The 19,464-nt window shown below is 64.0% G+C and carries 15 protein-coding genes and 1 tRNA gene; all 16 read right to left on the bottom strand.

What is annotated here, in order from left to right; all coding sequences use genetic code 11:
- Positions 1-37: 37 nt before the first annotated feature.
- Positions 38-2,128: an elongation factor G gene (gene fusA / locus N7I30_RS15960; protein ID WP_187389601.1), complete on the bottom strand. Its 2,091-nt coding sequence runs from the start codon at positions 2,126-2,128 to the stop codon at positions 38-40.
- A 30-nt stretch (positions 2,129-2,158) separates the two neighbouring features.
- Positions 2,159-2,629, bottom strand: coding sequence for a 30S ribosomal protein S7 (gene rpsG, locus N7I30_RS15955; protein WP_009209735.1), 471 nt, complete (start codon positions 2,627-2,629; stop codon positions 2,159-2,161).
- Positions 2,630-2,660: 31 nt separating this feature from the next.
- Positions 2,661-3,032 (bottom strand): 30S ribosomal protein S12, encoded by a 372-nt coding sequence (gene rpsL, locus N7I30_RS15950; protein ID WP_009209736.1) that lies wholly within the window; start codon positions 3,030-3,032, stop codon positions 2,661-2,663.
- 424 nt (positions 3,033-3,456) lie between these two features.
- A complete protein-coding gene (gene rpoC, locus N7I30_RS15945) occupies positions 3,457-7,653 on the bottom strand; it encodes a DNA-directed RNA polymerase subunit beta' (RefSeq protein ID WP_024352401.1) in 4,197 nt (1,398 codons plus the stop codon).
- Positions 7,654-7,793: 140 nt separating this feature from the next.
- On the bottom strand, positions 7,794-11,963 hold the full coding sequence (gene rpoB, locus N7I30_RS15940) for a DNA-directed RNA polymerase subunit beta (RefSeq protein WP_188076693.1): 4,170 nt from the start codon (positions 11,961-11,963) through the stop codon (positions 7,794-7,796).
- A gap of 324 nt (positions 11,964-12,287) precedes the next feature.
- Positions 12,288-12,662: a 50S ribosomal protein L7/L12 gene (gene rplL, locus N7I30_RS15935; RefSeq protein ID WP_009209739.1), complete on the bottom strand. Its 375-nt coding sequence runs from the start codon at positions 12,660-12,662 to the stop codon at positions 12,288-12,290.
- Between the two features lie 51 nt (positions 12,663-12,713).
- Entirely contained in the window at positions 12,714-13,232 is a 519-nt protein-coding gene (gene rplJ, locus N7I30_RS15930) for a 50S ribosomal protein L10 (RefSeq protein WP_009209740.1), read from the bottom strand.
- Between the two features lie 363 nt (positions 13,233-13,595).
- Complete coding sequence (gene rplA / locus N7I30_RS15925) at positions 13,596-14,300, bottom strand: 50S ribosomal protein L1 (RefSeq protein ID WP_024352398.1); 705 nt, start codon at positions 14,298-14,300, stop codon at positions 13,596-13,598.
- A 4-nt stretch (positions 14,301-14,304) separates the two neighbouring features.
- A complete protein-coding gene (gene rplK / locus N7I30_RS15920) occupies positions 14,305-14,733 on the bottom strand; it encodes a 50S ribosomal protein L11 (protein ID WP_009209742.1) in 429 nt (142 codons plus the stop codon).
- 145 nt (positions 14,734-14,878) lie between these two features.
- Positions 14,879-15,409 carry a transcription termination/antitermination protein NusG gene (gene nusG, locus N7I30_RS15915; protein ID WP_009209743.1) on the bottom strand — a complete coding sequence of 177 codons (531 nt, stop codon included), beginning with the start codon at positions 15,407-15,409 and terminating at the stop codon, positions 14,879-14,881.
- Between the two features lie 31 nt (positions 15,410-15,440).
- Positions 15,441-15,632, bottom strand: a complete 192-nt coding sequence (gene secE, locus N7I30_RS15910; protein ID WP_029703862.1) for a preprotein translocase subunit SecE — start codon at positions 15,630-15,632, stop codon at positions 15,441-15,443.
- A gap of 131 nt (positions 15,633-15,763) precedes the next feature.
- Positions 15,764-15,839, bottom strand: a tRNA-Trp gene (locus N7I30_RS15905).
- 217 nt (positions 15,840-16,056) lie between these two features.
- A complete protein-coding gene (locus N7I30_RS15900; protein WP_491391414.1) occupies positions 16,057-16,917 on the bottom strand; it encodes a 3-deoxy-manno-octulosonate cytidylyltransferase in 861 nt (286 codons plus the stop codon).
- A 33-nt stretch (positions 16,918-16,950) separates the two neighbouring features.
- On the bottom strand, positions 16,951-17,643 hold the full coding sequence (locus N7I30_RS15895; protein ID WP_491391415.1) for a glycosyltransferase: 693 nt from the start codon (positions 17,641-17,643) through the stop codon (positions 16,951-16,953).
- Between the two features lie 99 nt (positions 17,644-17,742).
- The gene (locus N7I30_RS15890; protein ID WP_491391416.1) at positions 17,743-18,429 is read right to left on the bottom strand and encodes a hypothetical protein; all 687 of its coding nucleotides are present in this window, start codon (positions 18,427-18,429) and stop codon (positions 17,743-17,745) included.
- Positions 18,426-19,373: an ELM1/GtrOC1 family putative glycosyltransferase gene (locus tag N7I30_RS15885; RefSeq protein WP_491391417.1), complete on the bottom strand. Its 948-nt coding sequence runs from the start codon at positions 19,371-19,373 to the stop codon at positions 18,426-18,428. Before N7I30_RS15885 ends, N7I30_RS15890 begins: the two co-directional genes overlap by 4 nt.
- Positions 19,374-19,464: the final 91 nt, after the last annotated feature.

Raw genomic sequence — 19,464 nt, 5'->3', positions numbered from 1 at the left:
GCTCAGGGAGCCCTATTCGTCTCGAAGCCGTTCGCTATCAGGCGAACTTCTTCTGGATCTCGTCAGCGACCTGGTTCGGAACCTGCTCGTAGTGATCGAACTGCATCGTGTACTGGGCGCGGCCCTGGGACATCGAGCGGAGCTGGTTCACGTAACCGAACATGTTGGCCAGCGGGACCATGGCGTTGACGACCTGCGCGATGCCGCGCGGCTCGGTGCCCTGGATCTGACCACGCCGCGAGTTCAAGTCGCCGATGACATCGCCGACGTAATCCTCAGGCGTCACAACCTCGACCTTCATCACCGGCTCCAGCAGGCGCGGACCGGCCTTCTGGATGGCTTCGCGGAACGCCGCACGGGAGGCGATCTCGAAGGCCAGGACCGAGGAGTCAACGTCATGGTAAGCACCGTCGAGGAGCTCGGCCTTGATGTCGACCATCGGGAAGCCCGCAAGCGGACCCGCACCGAGGACGGACTGGATGCCCTTCTGGACGCCCGGGATGTATTCCTTCGGCACGGCGCCGCCGACGATCTTCGACTCGAAGGAGAACCCTTCGCCGATCTCCGCCGGCTCGAACACCAGCTTGACGCGGGCGAACTGGCCCGTACCACCGGTCTGCTTCTTGTGGGTGTAGTCCACCTCGGCCTTCCGCGTGATCGTCTCGCGGTATGCCACCTGCGGTGCACCGATATTCGCCTCGACCTTGAACTCCCGCTTCATGCGGTCGACCAGGATGTCGAGGTGAAGCTCACCCATGCCGGCGATGATCGTCTGGCCGGATTCCTCGTCGGTCTTGACGCGGAAGGACGGATCCTCGGCTGCCAGGCGGTTGAGCGCGAGGCCCATCTTCTCCTGGTCGCCCTTGGTCTTCGGCTCGATCGCGATCTCGATGACCGGATCGGGGAATTCCATGCGCTCGAGAATGACCGGCTTCAGCGGATCGCAGAGCGTGTCGCCCGTGGTGGTCTCCTTGAGACCGGCCAGAGCCACGATGTCGCCTGCATACGCCTCTTCGATGTCTTCACGCGAGTTGGAGTGCATCTGCAGCATGCGGCCGACGCGCTCGCGCTTGTCCTTCACCGTGTTCATTACCGAGGAGCCCTTGGTAAGGACACCCGAATAGATGCGGGCGAAGGTGAGCGAACCGACGAACGGGTCGTTCATGATCTTGAAGGCCAGCATCGACAGCGGCTCGTCGTCCGACGACTTGCGGATCATCTCGCCGTCAGTCTTCGGGTCGATACCCTTGATCGCCTGGACTTCGACCGGCGACGGCAGGAAGTCGACAACGGCGTCGAGCAGCGGCTGAACGCCCTTGTTCTTGAAGGCCGAGCCACACAGAACCGGGGTGAACCAGACGTCGCAAGTGCCTTTGCGGATCAGGCGACGCAGCTCGTCATTGTCGGGCATCTCGCCTTCGAGATACTTCTCGGTGGCGGCTTCGTCGATCTCGACCGCAGCCTCGATCATCAGCTCGCGATATTCCTCGGCGCGATCCTTCAGATCGTCCGGGATCTCGACGATGTCCCACTCGGCACCGAGATTCTCGTTGCGCCAGACAAGCGCCTTCATCTCGATGAGGTCGACGACGCCCTTGAACTCGTTCTCGGCGCCGATCGGCAGCTGGATCACGACCGGACGCGCACCGAGGCGCGACTTGATCATCTCGACGCAGCGATAGAAGTCGGCGCCGGTCTTGTCCATCTTGTTGACGAAGATCATGCGCGGGACATGATACTTGTCGGCCTGGCGCCAGACGGTCTCGGTCTGCGGCTCTACACCGGCATTGGCGTCGAGCAGTGCGATCGCACCGTCGAGCACGCGGAGCGAACGCTCGACTTCAATGGTGAAGTCGACGTGGCCCGGGGTGTCGATGATGTTGAAGCGGCGCTTCTTGCCGTCGCGACCCTGCCAGAAGGTGGTCGTCGCAGCGGAGGTGATCGTGATGCCGCGCTCCTGCTCCTGCTCCATCCAGTCCATCGTCGCAGCGCCGTCGTGCACTTCGCCGATCTTGTGGGACTTGCCGGTGTAGAAGAGCACCCGCTCGGTCGTCGTCGTCTTTCCCGCATCGATGTGAGCCATGATGCCGAAATTACGGTAATCTTCGATCTTATAGTCGCGTGCCATCGGGCGTCGCCTTTCGGACAGAAGCTAGAATTACCAGCGGTAGTGCGAGAAGGCGCGGTTCGCTTCCGCCATGCGGTGCGTGTCTTCGCGCTTCTTCACGGCGGTACCGCGGTTGTTGGCGGCGTCCATGAGTTCGCCCGACAGGCGATCGACCATGGTCGTCTCGTTGCGGTTGCGAGCCGCAGTGATCAGCCAGCGAATGGCCAGTGCCTGACGGCGCTCCGGACGAACGTCGACCGGGACCTGGTAGGTCGCACCACCAACGCGGCGCGAACGGACTTCCACATGCGGCGAGATGTTCTCGAGCGCCTGGTGGAAGATCGCCACGGCGTCCTGGCGGGACTTCTCGTGGACGGCGTCGAACGCGCCATACACGATGCGCTCGGCAACCGACTTCTTGCCGTCATACATGACGGCATTCATGAACTTGGATACGATGAGATCGCCGAACTTCGGGTCCGGGTTGATCTCGCGCTTTTCGGCTCTGTGACGGCGGGACATTTATCGTCTCTTCCAGTGATCAGCGTTGGGCTTATTTCGGACGCTTGGCGCCGTACTTCGAACGCCGCTGCTTCCGGTTCTTGACACCCTGCGTGTCGAGCACGCCGCGAATGATGTGATAGCGAACGCCGGGAAGATCCTTCACGCGACCGCCGCGGATCATCACCACGGAGTGCTCCTGAAGGTTATGCCCCTCGCCCGGGATATAGCCGATCACCTCGTAACCGTTGACGAGGCGAACCTTGGCGACCTTACGCAGAGCCGAGTTCGGCTTCTTCGGGGTCGTCGTATAAACTCGCGTGCAGACACCGCGCTTCTGCGGGTTCGCTTCGAGTGCCGGGACCGTATTGCGCTCGGTGGGACGTACGCGAGGCTTGCGGACAAGCTGGTTGATGGTCGGCATTCCAACCTTCCCTCTTCTTCCAAATCCAAAGTTCGAAACGAAGCAGCCCGCCCGTACATGGAGTGGACTTCTCCATGCACGAAACCGAGCATATCGTTCGCATGTATTGCGAACTGCCCGGCACGAAGCAGAGGACCGCCAGGGCGATCGTGCATACAGCGATGTGGCGTCTCGTTGAACGAAGCCTTGTTTGAAGCTCTGGATCCCGGACGCGGCGTCCTTGGGAAGAGTCGGCTTCACATCGGCTCTGTTGGAGGGCTATCTATCGATTCCCTCCCCCCTCGTCAACCCCGATCCCCCGGTCCTGCCGGAAACCGCCGGCATATTGCGGGCGCTCGCGCCGTGCAGCGCCGCATCGCGGGGCCAGAACGACAAAGGGCCGCCCGAAGGCGGCCCCTGAAGGGTGTTAACAGGACGTTAAGGCCTATTCGGCCGGGTCGCTGACCGAGGTCAGCATCCGGTCGGTCTCGGCGACGTTGGCCGCCTTGCGGCGATCGTCGAGAATCAGGTCGTCGCGCGCCGTGGCGATGCGGCGGACCTGGGTCATGGTGCCACCGGTACCGGCCGGGATGAGTCGGCCGACGATGACGTTCTCCTTGAGGCCCTGCAGCGTGTCCGTCTTGCCGGCAACCGCGGCCTCGGTGAGCACCCGGGTCGTCTCCTGGAAGGAAGCGGCCGAGATGAAGGACGGGGTCTGCAGCGACGCCTTGGTGATGCCGAGCAGGACCGGGTTGCCCGAGGCGGGACGCTTGCCCTCCTCGTTCAGACGCTCGTTCAGCTCCGCCAGCTCGATCCGGTCGACATGGTCGCCCGGAATGTAGCCGCTGTCGCCCGACTCGACGATCTCGACCTTCTGCAGCATCTGCCGGACGATGACCTCGATGTGCTTGTCGTTGATCAGAACGCCCTGGAGCCGGTAGACCTCCTGGATCTCGTTGACGAGGTAGCTCGCGAGAGCCTCCACGCCGCGGATGGCCAGGATGTCGTGCGGTGCCGGGTTGCCATCGAGGATGTAGTCGCCCTTCTCGATGACGTCGCCTTCCTGGAGATGGAACGGCTTGCCCTTCGGGATCAGGTACTCGACGGGCTCGGCGCCCTCCTCGTGCGGCTCGATGATGATCCGGCGCTTGTTCTTGTAGTCGCGCCCGAACTTCACCGTACCGTCGATCTCGGCGATGACCGCGTTGTCCTTCGGCTTGCGGGCCTCGAACAGCTCGGCGACGCGCGGCAGACCACCGGTAATGTCCTTGGTCTTGGCGCTTTCCATCGGAATACGCGACAGGACGTCACCCGCCGACACCCGCGTGCCCGGCTCGACCGACAGGATGGCATCGACCGACTGGTAGTAGCGGGCATCGGAACCGCGCGGCAGCTTGAGAACCTCGCCGTCGTCACCCTTGATGACCATCGCCGGCTTGAGGTCCTGACCGCGCGGGCTCGCCCGCCAGTCGATGACCGCACGCTTGGTGATGCCGGTGGCCTCGTCTGCCTGCTCGGACACCGAAATGCCGTCGACCAGATCCTCGAAGTCCACCGTACCGTCGAGCTCGGTGAGCACCGGGCGGGTATAGGGGTCCCACTCGGCGACACGCTGGCCGCGCCGCACGGTATCGCCATCGTCCACATAGACGCGGCTGCCGTAGGTGACGCGGTGCGAAGCCCGCTCCTTGCCCGCCTGATCCATGATCAGGATGGCCATGTTGCGCCCCATGGCGACCAGCTGGCCGTCGGAGTTGCGCACCACGTTGCGGTTGCGGATCTGCACCGTGCCTTCGTAGGACGCCTCGAGGAACGAGGAATCCACCACCTGCGCGGTACCGCCCATGTGGAAGGTCCGCATGGTGAGCTGCGTGCCCGGCTCGCCGATCGACTGCGCGGCGATGACACCGACGGCCTCGCCCATGTTGACGGGCGTGCCACGGGCCAGATCGCGGCCGTAGCAGGTGCCGCAGATACCGGTGCGGATCTCGCAGGTCAGCGCCGACCGGATGTTGATCGACTGGATGCCGGCCTTCTCGATGATCTCGACATCCGGCTCCTCGATGGTGACGCCACCCTTGACGATGACCTCACCGGTGAGCGGATGCACGATGTCCTCGAGCGCGGTCCGGCCCAGCACGCGCTGGCCCAGCGATGCGACCACCTGGCCGGCATCGACGATCGGCTGCATCGTCAGACCCTTGTCGGTCCCGCAGTCGACCTGCGTGATGATGCAATCCTGCGCGACGTCGACGAGACGACGGGTCAGGTAACCCGAGTTGGCGGTCTTCAGGGCGGTGTCGGCCAGACCCTTACGGGCACCGTGGGTCGAGTTGAAGTACTCGAGAACGGTCAGGCCTTCCTTGAAGTTCGAGATGATCGGCGTCTCGATGATCTCGCCCGAAGGCTTGGTCATCAGGCCGCGCATCGCCGCCAGCTGACGCATCTGGGTCGGCGAACCACGCGCGCCCGAATGCGACATCATGTAGATCGAGTTCATCGGCTTCTGACGGCCGTCCTCGTTGAACTCGACGGCCTTGATGCGAGCCATCATCTCATCGGCGATCTTGTCCGTGCACTTGGCCCAGGCGTCGACCACCTTGTTGTACTTCTCGCCCTGGGTGATCAGGCCGTCATTGTACTGCTGCTCGTATTCCTTCGCGAGCGCCTGGGTCTCGCCGATCATCTGCGGCTTGGTCTCGGGGATCAGCATGTCGTCCTTGCCGAACGAGATACCAGCGGTACACGCATGGCGGAAGCCGAGCTGCATGATCCGGTCGCAGAAGATCACCGTCTCCTTCTGACCGCAGTGGCGATACACCTGATCGATCATCCGCGAGATGTTCTTCTTCGTCATCAGCTCGTTGCAGATGTCGAAGGGAACCTTGGCGTTCTTCGGCAGGATCTCGCCGATGAGCATGCGGCCCGGGGTGGTCTCGTAGATCTGCGAGACCGGGTTGCCCTCGGCGTCGATGGTCTTGAACCGGCCCTTGATCTTGGAGTGCAGCGTCACGGCGCCGGTGAACAGCGCCTGCTCCATCTCGCCGATGTCGGAGAAGGCCATGCCTTCGCCCGGCTCGTTCTCGTTCATGATCGACAGGTAGTACAGACCCAGCACCATGTCCTGCGACGGCACGATGATCGGCTGGCCGTTCGCCGGGTGCAGGATGTTGTTGGTCGACATCATCAGGACGCGGGCTTCGAGCTGCGCCTCGATCGACAGCGGCACGTGGACCGCCATCTGGTCACCGTCGAAGTCGGCGTTGAACGCCGTGCAGACCAGCGGGTGCAGCTGGATGGCCTTGCCCTCGATCAGCACCGGCTCGAACGCCTGGATGCCTAGACGGTGCAGCGTCGGCGCACGGTTCAGCAGAACCGGATGCTCACGGATGACCTCGTCGAGGATGTCCCAGACTTCCGGACGCTCCTTCTCGACCAGCTTCTTGGCCTGCTTGACCGTGGACGAGAAGCCCTTGGCGTCGAGGCGCGCATAGATGAACGGCTTGAACAGCTCGAGCGCCATCTTCTTTGGCAGGCCGCACTGGTGCAGCTTCAGCTCGGGACCGGTCACGATCACCGAACGGCCGGAATAGTCGACGCGCTTGCCGAGCAGGTTCTGACGGAACCGGCCCTGCTTGCCCTTGAGCATGTCGGAGAGCGACTTCAGCGGGCGCTTGTTGGCGCCCGTGATGACGCGGCCGCGACGGCCGTTATCGAACAGCGCGTCGACGGATTCCTGCAGCATCCGCTTCTCGTTGCGGATGATGATGCCCGGTGCGCGCAGCTCGATCAGCCGCTTGAGGCGGTTGTTCCGGTTGATGACGCGGCGATACAGGTCGTTGAGATCGGAGGTCGCGAAGCGGCCGCCGTCCAGCGGGACGAGCGGGCGCAGGTCCGGCGGGATCACCGGGACGACGCTCATGATCATCCATTCCGGCTTGTTGCCGGATTCCAGGAAGTTCTCGACGATCTTCAGCCGCTTCATCAGCTTCTTCGTCTTGAGCTCGGAGGTGGTCTCCGCGAGCTCCGAACGCAGGTCGCCGGCGATCGTCTCGAGATCCATCGAGCCGAGCAGATCCTGGATCGCCTCGGCGCCGATCAGCGCCGTGAACGAATCCTCACCGAACTCGTCGGTGGCGATCATGTACTCTTCCTCGGACAGGAGCTGGTGCTCCTTTAGCGAGGTCAGGCCCGGCTCGGTGACGATGTAGTTCTCGAAATAGAGAACCCGCTCGATGTCCTTGAGGGTCATGTCGAGCAGCGTGCCGATGCGGCTCGGCAGCGACTTCAGGAACCAGATGTGGGCGACCGGCGCGGCGAGCTCGATATGGCCCATGCGCTCGCGACGCACGCGCGAGAGGGTGACCTCGACGCCGCACTTTTCGCAGATGATGCCCTTGTACTTCATGCGCTTGTACTTGCCGCACAGGCACTCGTAGTCCTTGATCGGACCGAAGATGCGCGCGCAGAAAAGGCCGTCGCGCTCGGGCTTGAACGTACGGTAGTTGATCGTCTCCGGCTTCTTGATCTCGCCGAACGACCAGGAGAGGATCTTCTCAGGCGAGGCAAGCGAGATCCGGATCGAATCGAACGTCTGCGCAGCCACCTGCGGATTGAAGATGTTCATGACCTCTTGGTTCATGGCTTTTCTCCTTCTGGGGCGCCTGCCCCGGGCCGCGGCGGGGGTTACCGGCGGCCGCTCAAATTCTTCAATCGTCGAGGACCGGCGCCGAAGGGGCGCCGGCCCGGACCGCGGCGCGCCGCGGTCCTGTCATGAATGGCCTATTCGGCAGCGTCCGGCAGGTCGGCCGGAGCCGGCAGTTCGGCGGCGGAGTTCGCCAGATCGACGTCGAGGCCGAGCGAGCGCATTTCCTTGACCAGCACGTTGAAGCTCTCCGGGATGCCGGATTCGAACGCATCGTCGCCGCGCACGATCGACTCGTAGACCTTGGTACGGCCCGCGACGTCGTCCGACTTCACCGTCAGCATCTCCTGCAGCGTGTAGGCCGCGCCGTATGCCTCGAGCGCCCAGACCTCCATCTCGCCGAAGCGCTGGCCACCGAACTGCGCCTTGCCGCCCAGCGGCTGCTGGGTCACGAGCGAGTACGGTCCGATCGAACGGGCGTGGATCTTGTCGTCCACCAGGTGGTGCAGCTTCAGCATGTAGATGTAGCCGACCGTGACCTGCCGATCGAAGGCTTCGCCGGTACGCCCGTCATAGAGCGTGACCTGACCCGAGCCGTTCAGCCCAGCCCTCTCCAGCATCTCGACGATGTCCTGCTCAACCGCGCCGTCGAAGACCGGCGTGGCGATGGAGACGCCGCGCTTCATCTGCTTGGCGAGCGTCAGAACGCTTTCGTCGTCGTAGTTCTTCACCTTCTCGTTGCGATCGCTGTCGCCCAGCAGCCCGGCAATCTCGTCGCGCAGCGGCGAGACGTCCTGGCTGGTCTGGTAGGCCTCGAGCATGTCGCCGATCTTCCGGCCCATGCCGGCACAGGCCCAACCCAGATGGGTCTCCAGGATCTGTCCGACATTCATGCGCGACGGCACGCCCAGCGGGTTCAGCACGATGTCGACATGGGTGCCGTCCGCGTTGAACGGCATGTCTTCCACCGGCAGGATCCGCGAGACAACGCCCTTGTTGCCGTGACGGCCGGCCATCTTGTCGCCCGGCTGGATCTTGCGCTTGACGGCGACGAAGACCTTGACCTGCTTCATGACGCCCGGGGGCAGCTCGTCGCCGCGCTGGACCTTCTCGACCTTGTCCATGAACCGCTGCTCGAGGGTCTTCTTGGCTTCGTCATAGACGTTGCGCAGATCCTCGAGAGCCGCCTGGGTCTTCTCGTCCTCGACGGCGAACATCCACCACTGCGACCGCGGGTATTCACCCATTGCCTCGGCTGTGATGACGGAGCCCTTCTTGAAGCCCTTCGGCGCCGCGACCGCAGCCTTGCCGTCGAGCATCTCGATCAGGCGACCGTAGACGTTGCGATCCAGGATCGCCTGCTCGTCGTCGCGGTCCTTGGCGAGGCGCTCGATCTCCTCGCGCTCGATCGCCATGGCGCGCTCGTCCTTCTCGACGCCGTGGCGGTTGAACACGCGGACCTCGACCACGGTGCCGTAGGCGCCGGGAGGCATGCGGTTGGAAGTGTCGCGGACGTCGGACGCCTTCTCACCGAAGATGGCGCGCAGAAGCTTCTCTTCCGGCGTCATCGGGCTTTCGCCCTTCGGCGTGATCTTGCCGACCAGGATGTCGCCCGGCTGCACCTCGGCACCGATATAGACGATGCCGGCCTCGTCGAGGTTCTTCAGCGCCTCTTCCGACACATTCGGAATGTCGCGCGTGATCTCCTCGGGTCCAAGCTTGGTGTCACGCGCCATGACCTCGAACTCCTCGATGTGGATCGAGGTGAAGACGTCGTCGGCGACGATGCGCTCGGACAGGAGGATGGAATCCTCGTAGTTGTAGCCGTTCCACGGCATGAACGCGACGAGCACGTTCCGGCCGAGGGCCAGATCGCCCAGATCCGTCGACGGACCGTCGGCGATGATGTCGCCCTTCTCGACCCGGTCACCCACCGCGACCAGCGGACGCTGGTTGATGCAGGTGTTCTGGTTCGAGCGCTGGAACTTCATCAGACGATAGATGTCGACGCCGGACTTGCCGGCTTCCAGATCCTCGGTCGCCCGGATGACGATACGCGTCGCGTCGACCTGGTCGACGATGCCGGTGCGGCGGGCGCCGATGGCGGCGCCCGAGTCGCGGGCCACGATCGGCTCCATGCCGGTGCCGACGAACGGCGCCTCGGCGCGCACCAGCGGCACCGCCTGACGCTGCATGTTCGAGCCCATCAGTGCGCGGTTCGCGTCATCGTTCTCGAGGAACGGAATGAGCGCGGCCGCGACCGACACGAGCTGCTTCGGCGAGACGTCCATCAGGTCGACATTGTCGCGCGGCGTCATGAAGACGTCGCCCTGGTGGCGGCAGACCACGAACTCGTTCTGGAACTGGTTGTCCTCCGTCAGGATCGCGTTCGCCTGGGCGACGTGATGCTTGGATTCCTCCATGGCCGACAGATAGACGACGTCGTGGGTGACCACGCCATCGACGACCTTGCGGTACGGGCTCTCGATGAAGCCGTACTTGTTCACCCGCGCGAAGGTGGCAAGCGAGTTGATCAGACCGATGTTCGGGCCTTCCGGCGTCTCGATCGGGCAGATGCGGCCGTAATGGGTCGGATGCACGTCGCGGACTTCGAAGCCGGCCCGCTCGCGGGTCAGACCACCGGGTCCAAGCGCCGAGAGACGACGCTTGTGGGTGATCTCCGACAGCGGGTTGGTCTGGTCCATGAACTGCGAGAGCTGCGAGGAACCGAAGAACTCGCGCACGGCGGCGGCCGCCGGCTTGGCGTTGATCAGGTCCTGCGGCATGACGGTGTCGATCTCGACCGACGACATGCGCTCCTTGATCGCCCGCTCCATGCGCAGCAGACCGACGCGGTACTGGTTCTCCATCAGCTCGCCGACCGAGCGCACCCGGCGGTTGCCGAGATTGTCGATGTCGTCGATCTCGCCCTTGCCGTCGCGCAGGTCGACCAGCGTGCGAACGACCGCGAGGATGTCCTCCTTGCGCAGCACGCGCACGGTGTCCTCGGCGTCGACGTCGAGACGCATGTTCATCTTGACGCGGCCGACGGCCGACAGGTCGTAGCGTTCGGAATCGAAGAACAGCGACTGGAACATCGCCTCGGCGGTTTCCATCGTCGGCGGCTCGCCCGGGCGCATGACCCGGTAGATGTCGAACAGCGCGTCCTGGCGGCCTTCGTTCTTGTCCACCGCGAGGGTGTTGCGGATATAGCCGCCGACATTGACGTGGTCGATGTCGAGAACGGTGAACTCGTCGTAGCCCGCATTGATCAGGTCGATCAGCGAACCCTTGCGCTCGCCGGTCTTGGCGTCGACGGTCATCTCCAGTTCCTGGCCGGCTTCGAGATAGATCTCGCCGGTCTCGGGATTGACGATGTCCTCGGCGATGTAGGAGCCGACCAGATCGTCCTCGGTCGCACGGAGCGCCTTGACGCCCTTCTCCTGCATCTGACGCGCCTGGCGCGCGGTGACCTTCTTACCGGCCTCGACCAGCACTTCGCCGCTGTCGGCGTCGATCAGATCGACGACCGCACCCTGGCCGCGCACGCGCTCGACCGAGAAGGGAACGCGCCAGCCGTTCTTGTCCTTCTCGAACTTCACCGTGTCGTAGAAGGTCGACAGAATCTCTTCGCCGTCCATGCCCAGCGCCATCAAGAGGCTGGTCACGGGGATCTTGCGGCGCCGGTCGATGCGCGCATGCACGACGTCCTTGGCGTCGAACTCGATGTCGAGCCAGGAACCGCGATAGGGAATGACGCGCGCCGCGAAGAGCAGCTTGCCCGACGAGTGGCTCTTGCCCTTGTCATGGTCGAAGAAGACGCCCGGCGAACGGTGCATCTGCGAGACGATGACGCGCTCGGTGCCGTTGACGATGAAGGTGCCGTTCATGGTCATGAGCGGCATGTCGCCCATGTAGACGTCCTGCTCCTTGATGTCCTTGATGGACTTGGAGCCGGTATCCTCGTCGACATCGAACACGATGAGGCGCAGCGTCACCTTCAGCGGCGCAGCATAGGTCAGATCGCGCTGACGGCATTCCTCGACGTCGAATTTCGGCTGCTCGAACTCGTACTTGACGAATTCCAGCATGGCCTGGCCGGAGAAGTCGGAGATCGGGAAGACCGATTTGAAGACGGCCTGCAACCCTTCGTCCAGACGCCCGTTTACCGGCTCGTCCACCATCAGGAACTGATCGTAGGAGGCCTTCTGGACCTCGATCAGGTTCGGCATTTCGGCCACTTCGGGGATCGACCCGAAGAACTTGCGCACGCGCCTGCGACCGCTAAACGTCGTCGTCTGAGACATCGTCGCTCCTTCTCGTGATATCGCCCTCGACCAAAGGGCTGAAATTCCTCTGTCTCTCCGCCGAGAGACTCCGCTGCGCCCTGCGGCGGCAGCGACTGACCGATCTGTCGGGCGCTGGGCCCGCGTCTTCGAAAGGCTTGCCGGCAAGCCGTTCGAACACACGCACTGCATTCCCGTCCCGCGTCGTACCGTGCCGCACCGCGGAGAGTGCCCTGCCCGCCGGATCAGCCTCGAAAGGCCGGAACCCTATGGCGAGCACGGAAGGCGGAACGGCAAATTGCCGTCCCGCCCCCGGATGTTCTGCGTAAGCGCGGCGAACCGCGATTACTTGACTTCGACCGTGGCGCCAGCCTTCTCGAGCTGGTCCTTGATCTTGTCGGCCTCGGCCTTGTCCACGCCTTCCTTGACGGGCTTCGGCGCGTTGTCGACGAGGTCCTTGGCTTCCTTGAGGCCAAGACCCGTGATCGCACGGACTTCCTTGATGACGTTGATCTTCTGCGCACCGGCAGATGCGAGGATCACGTTGAACTCGGTCTGCTCTTCGGCGGCTTCGGCCGGAGCACCACCACCAGCGGCCGCAACGGCGACCGGAGCGGCGGCGGAGACGCCCCACTTCTCTTCGAGCATCTTCGACAGCTCAGCCGCCTCGAGGACGGTCAGGGCCGACAGGTCTTCAACGATCTTGGCGAGATCAGCCATGTTAGTATTCCTTCAGGTTCGAACTTTGAGGTGTGCAGCGAGGAACCATCCTCACGCCGCTTCGTCTTTCTTGGCATAGGCACCGAAGACGCGTGCGAGTTGCCCCGCAGGCGCCTGGAGAACCCCAGCGATCCGAGTAGCCGGCGTATTGATCATGCCGACCAGCTTGGCCCTGAGTTCGTCCAGCGACGGCATGGTGGCCAAGGCCTTCACACCGTCTGCATCGAGTGTCGTGGCGCCCATCGAACCGCCGAGGATGACGAGCTTGTCGTTCCCCTTGGCGAAGTCGTTGGTCACCTTGGCCGCCGCCACCGGATCGCTCGAATAAGCGATCAGCGTCTGGCCCTCGAACAGATTCGAGATGCCTGCGGCGTCCGTGCCTTCAAGAGCGATCTTGGCGAGGCGGTTCTTCGCGACTCTGACGGTGCCTCCCGCGACGCGCATCTTCGAACGATAATCGTTCATCTGCGCGACCGTGAGACCGGCATAGTGGGCCACGACGACCGTTCCCGAGGCCTGGAAGGTCTCGTGAAGGGACGTGACGAATTCGCGCTTTTCCGCTCTGTCCACTGCCTCTCTCCAGTTAGCCCCGGTTCTTGCGAAACGAGGCCGGTTGCCTTTTGCCGCCCGGACCATCCGGGCGACGCTCGGAGATCCTGTCCCCCCGGCCAACCCGCAGCAGCTCCGTGGAACCGATGGGCGACGCAAGGCATTCAGAGGTTCGAACCGACCAGACCGGCCATGCCGGAAAACTCGGAACTTCCCCGTCTCATGAGGGCTATCTAACGATTATGACCGGAGCCGAAGCACCGGCCGCCCACAATCTCGGACAGGCATTCAGGAGGCTTTCAAAAGCCTCCACGTACCGGGACGAGCCCGGAACCTTAATGGGGAAGCGGCAGATATAGGCACGCCGCTTCCAATTTGTAAGGGTCAGGCCTGCGAGGCGCCGACGGTCGACGGATCGACCTTCACACCGGGGCCCATCGTCGAGGTCACCGCGATGCGCTGGACATAGTTGCCCTTGGCGCCCGACGGCTTGGCCTTCTGGACCGCATCGGCGAAAGCGCGGATGTTCTCCACGATCGCCTTGCTGTCGAAGCTGGCCTTGCCAACGCCGGCATGCACGATGCCGGCCTTCTCGACGCGGAACTCGACGGCGCCGCCCTTCGAAGCCTTGACGGCCGCTGCGACGTCCGGGGTCACCGTGCCGACGCGCGGGTTCGGCATTAGGCCGCGGGGGCCGAGAACCTTACCGAGACGGCCGACGAGGGCCATCATGTCCGGCGTGGCGATCGCACGGTCGAAGTCGATCGTGCCGCCCTGGACCTGCTCGACGAGGTCTTCCGCACCGACGATGTCGGCGCCGGCAGCCTTGGCTTCCTCGGCCTTGTCACCACGGGCGAAGACGGCGACGCGGACCGTCCGGCCGGTGCCGTTCGGCAGGTTGACCACGCCGCGGACCATCTGGTCGGCGTGACGCGGGTCGACGCCGAGATTCATCGCAACTTCGATGGTCTCGTCGAACTTGGTCTTGGTCCGGTCCTTGAGCATCTGCACGGCTTCGTCGAGGCCATACAGCTTGGTGCGCTCGATGCCCTCGCGGGCGCTACGGATTCGCTTGCCACTCTTTGCCATCGTCTCAGCCCGCCACTTCGAGGCCCATGGAGCGGGCAGAGCCCTCGACCATGAGAACCGCCGCATCAATGTCGTTCGCGTTCAGATCCTTGAACTTCTTCTCGGCGATCTCGCGAACCTGCTCGCGCGTCACCGAACCGGCGACACTGCGACCCGGCTCCTTGGAGCCGCTCTTGAGGTTGGCGGCCTTCTTCAGGAAGTAGCTCACCGGAGGGGTCTTCATCGCGAAGGTGAAGGACTTGTCCTGGTAGTAGGTAATGACCACCGGGATCGGCTGGCCCTTTTCCTGCTCCTGGGTCTGCGCGTTGAACGACTTGCAGAATTCCATGATGTTGATGCCGCGCTGACCCAGCGCCGGACCGATGGGCGGCGACGGCGTCGCCGAACCGGCCGGGACCTGAAGCTTCAGCTGGCCCTGTACTTTCTTAGCCATTTGTACCTGCCTTCAATGTTCACGCCGGGCGGCCGGCACGAAGCCAGCCGGACTTCCGGCAGTCTGCAGTCCGCGCGGTCCGGAACAGGGGCCGGCTAGAGCCCGAGCGCCTCCCGCACGAGGATGGGCTTGGCGCCCGTTCGGATCAGGCCTTCTCGACCTGACCGAATTCGAGATCCACCGGCGTCGCACGCCCGAAGATCGAAACTTCCACCTTGAGACGCGCGCGCTCCTGGTCGACTTCCTGAACGATGCCGTTGAACGAGGCGAAGGGGCCGTCGGAGACCCGCACCTGCTCGCCGATATCGAAGGAGACGGTCGGCTTCGGCCGCTCGACACCGTCCTGGACCTGCGCGAGGATCTGCTCGGCTTCCTTCTCGGTGATCGGGGTCGGCCGGTTCTCGGCGCCCAGGAAGCCGGTGACCTTCGGCGTATTCTTGATCATCGAGAACACCTGATCGGTGAGCTCGGCCTTGACCAGGACATAGCCGGGGAAGAACTTGCGCTCGGCATCGACCTTGCGGCCGCGACGCACCTCGACGACCTTCTCGGTCGGCACGAGAATCTTCTCGAATTTATCGGACAGACCCTTCTGACGGGCCTGCTCCTCGATCGATTCTGCCACCTTCTTTTCGAAATTCGAATAGGCGTGGACGATGTACCAACGAGCGGTCATGAAACTGGTGATAACTCCTGCAGCGTCCGGATCAGACGCTCATGATCAGGCCGACGACGTAGCCGAGCAGCTGATCCGCGATAAAGAAGAAGGTCGCGGCGAACGCCACCATCACGAAAACCATGATCGTCGAAATGACGGTCTCGCGACGGGTGGGCCACGTCACCTTCGCGGTCTCCGACCGGACCTGCTGAAGAAAGCTGAAGGGATTGGTCTTGGCCATAAACCGCTCACGGCTAAGGCGCATGAAGGCTAGCGATCGCCTCACGCGCCATATGTCATTAAGAATGCCCCACTTAGCCGCCCTCGGAATGATTCACAAGGGCTGCCGGGGAAAACTCTCGTTCGCGTTGCTGGCAGGGGCAGTAGGGCTCGAACCTACGGCCTGCGGTTTTGGAGACCGCCGCTCTACCAACTGAGCTATACCCCTACGGTGGCGCCCAGATATCGCCTCGCGGCGCGAACTGCAACACCCTTTTTCGACGAAACGCCGCCTGAGGCGTCCAAACCGCGCTCACAGGACGCAGGACTAAACCGCCCTCACCCGCGAAACGGACAAGTCTGGCCGTCGCGACCACTTGCCCGACACCAGCGAGCGTTGAGGCCGCGCATGAGTCAATATTCGAACGAATCGAGCGTGGCGTTCGTCAGTTGCCTTGCGACGATGCCCTGGCCGCCTGCTCCGCCAGCTTCTGTTTGCGCGTCTTCGGCTTCAGTCCGCGCAAAAATGCGTCGAGCCGGCCCTGCAGCCGCGTCAGCGACATCAGCCGGTCGATCGCCTGATTGGTGCCTTCGAGCCGTTCCGACAGGACCTCCGAGGAGACGAGCGCGACATCGGCGGCGGTGACGCCCGGAATCCGCGTGGCGATTCGCGACCATTCGCCGACACTGCCGCCGCCATCCATCGTCAGGCGACCGGTGCGCGCCAGGAGCCGGTTCACCATCTGCTCGAAGGTCCATTCATGGTCATGGAAAAGCTTCCAGCGCGCCGAGCGGCGGGCGGTGAAGCCGGCCAGCACGATGGGCAGCGCCGGGCAGGCTTCGGCCAGCCAGAAGGCCAGCGCGAAGCCGCTCGTCGGGACATGGGTGGCCGGATAGAAATCGGCAAAGACCGGCGCGAGGTCGAGGAAGCCGACCGGCGCGCCCTCGAAGGATTCGGCCGGGCTGAAAGTTTCTGCGGCGCCGGCCTTCAGATTGGCGATGCCGTGGAATTGCGAGCCGCGCAGAAGCTGCAGCACGGTGCCGACTTCCCGGCGATAGACGATGTTGGCGCCCGCCTGGCTGCTGCGGGCGATCAGCAACGACGGCCGGTCGAAGGGCGCGTCGAGAACCTTGAACACCTTGTTGAAGAAGACGAAGAGCGTGCCGTCGCCGTATCTCGCCGACAGCGCCGCGATATCGACCGCGTCGCTGTTGGCGACGAGGACGACGCGGGCGAAGCCGCCGAATAACGCCGCCCAGCCGTCACGCGTTTCCGGCAGCCCGCGCGCATCATTCGCCTGCGTCATGGCGCTCATCTCCCGCAGCCCCGCCGCAAGACCTCAGGCGCCGCGCTGCTGGACGAACAGCGTCCGCTCGCGCGCGGCAAACCATTCCTCGGCGTAGTCGTCGTTGCGATATTCGTCGAAATACGGCCCGCCATCGGTGAAATGCACGTTCCGGGCATCGGGATTGTGGTCGTATTCATTGACCAGCCAGTTCCACTCCGCCGGGAGCTCACCGATGTTCTCGTCGCCGTCGAGCCATTTGAACTGGTGAAGCTGCAGGCCGGTGGCGGTGTTGACGTAGTCCGGCGTCAGGGCCTGGCACTTGGCGTTGTTGAACAGCATGACGCTCGACCAGTTCTTCTTCTCGTATTTGGTCTGCGTCTGGCCGAGGAACTTGGTCTCCACCTTGGGCTGGTAGTCGTGCTTGACGCACATGACCGAATGGCGATCGTCGCGCAGCGCCCAGAGCTCCGCGATGTCGGCGCGCATCAGCATGTCGCAGTCCATGAACAGGCTCCAGCCCGTGAAGCCGGACAGATACGGCACCAGGAAGCGCGAGAAGGAGAATTCCGTCGACTGCAGCGCGTTGCGCTCGCGCTGGAACACGCCTTCCAGGTTGGGCAGATAGAGCGGCGAGAACACCACGGGCACGGTCGCGCGCTCGAGAATGCTCTGGCACAGGACGTGATAGGCAATCACCTCCTTGGAATCGAACCCGATGAAGACCTGAACTATCGGTTGCGTCACGAGGTCACCTTGCTGAATTGCTGAACGGTGGCGTCATACACCCGTGACCGGCAAAGGCCAACGCCGCGCAAGATCCGTGGCGGCTGTTCACGGCTCGCGTCAGGGCGTCCACAGCCGCAAGCCGAGATCGGCCGCAAGTTCCGGCTCGCTTGTCGCGACGCGAGGATCGTCGCGCAGCATTTCGAGGGCGTAGCGATCCTCCGCGATCTGCATGCGCGGACGCGCCAAGGTGTCGTAGGAATGGCCAGCCCGGGCGAAGGAAAAACCCGACAGCACGATCTCCGGCACGCCGAGAAACAGGCCGTAGCAGAGCGCCGCAATTCCCGTCGAAGGTTTGCCCAACTCGCCGATGTCGATCATCTCGGGGCCGATCATCGCCAGATTGACCGCTTCGCGATCGTCGGGGTGCATCGATACCAGGGCGCCGATCCTCGCCTTGCGCTGGCGCAACAGCTTCCAGTGCTGGCGCCATCTCGGCCGCGGGGTGAACCACAGCATGGCCCGTGCCTCGATATCGGGGAAGACAGCCCACGATTCGACCGGTCGCCGCACGCTCAGATCCGCCGGCCCCCAGCCGAACCGCTTCGCCGCGAGGCCTGAATTGTTGATGTCCACCCGGGCGTGGCTGGCCCGCAGGGCATCCGGCATTGCCGGGTCCGGAGCGCCGCCCAGGAGCACCCAGGGACGCTGCAGCAGGCCGAGGCGGTCCATCTGCGCGCGGTGCGCTTCACGGATCGCCAAAAGGTGCGGCGTCAGCGCGGCGCCGGAGGGCGTGCAGCCGTTCACCGCCGTGCGGCGTATTCGGCGCGGATCGTCTCGGCAATCTCGAGCGACTGATCGGCGAATGTGTAGTCGTAGGGGGCGAGATCGCCGGCAAACGGCCGGGTCAGACCCAGCGTCTCCTGCATATCCTCATGGAACCACTCGAATTTCTCCAGGCGCTCGCCCTGGATCGGCGCGAGATCGAGACTGTAGACCGGCCGCCCCGATGTCAGCGCCTCGCAATGCATGGTCACCGTGTCCTTGCTGATCAGGAAGGCGTCCGCCGCGGCGAGATAGTCCCGATAGGGATTGTCGCCGGTCCGGTCCCAGACGCGGATGTCCGGCTCGCCGACATGCAGCAGCGCGTCCAGCAGCGAGGGGTCGCTGCGGCGGGAGGTGGACACCAGGACCAGCCAGCCCTCCGCGACCAGATCCCGGGCGCTGGCAACCAGCCGGTCGATCGTCGGCCCGTCGTAGTCATAGGCGCCGTTGGCCCCGCCCAGCAGCATCACCACGATCGGCCGGTCGTCGCCCTCGGCGAGCCAGCGGCCGCGCGCGGCCTGGCGTCGCGCGTCCAGCGCCGTCCGCTTGATCCGGTGGGGCACGCCGATCATGCTGCGATAATCGGTGCCGTCCAGGCGCGGGCTCTTCCAGTCGTGCCGGGACACGAATGCGAGATCGTAGATGCCGCGCGACGGGGGTGCGGGCGGTTGCAGATGCACGGCAAACGGCCGTCCGCCGAAACGCTCGCGGATACGGGCCACGTGACGTTCGGCGAACCAGCCGCAGGAAATGACGATATCCGGTTCGGCTGCGCGGCTGCGCCAGTAGGGAGAGAACAATCCGCGCCGCCATTTCGGCAGCCGCTCCACCGTATGGACGATCGGCTCGTCCGTCAGATGCTCGGCCACGCCGACGCACTGGGTCAGCGTGCCGGCCTTCTCCTCGCTGACGGTCCATACTCGCAACTGGCGATCTCCTCGCAACACCTGCCGGTTTCTAGCGCGGATGGCGCTGCACGCAACAGTCGGCGCAATCCGATCCGGCCTGCGACCGGCG

This window comes from Aurantimonas litoralis (genome assembly GCF_026153195.1).
Lineage (GTDB): Bacteria > Pseudomonadota > Alphaproteobacteria > Rhizobiales > Rhizobiaceae > Aurantimonas > Aurantimonas coralicida.
This window is presented reverse-complemented; position numbering and strand designations above follow the sequence as displayed.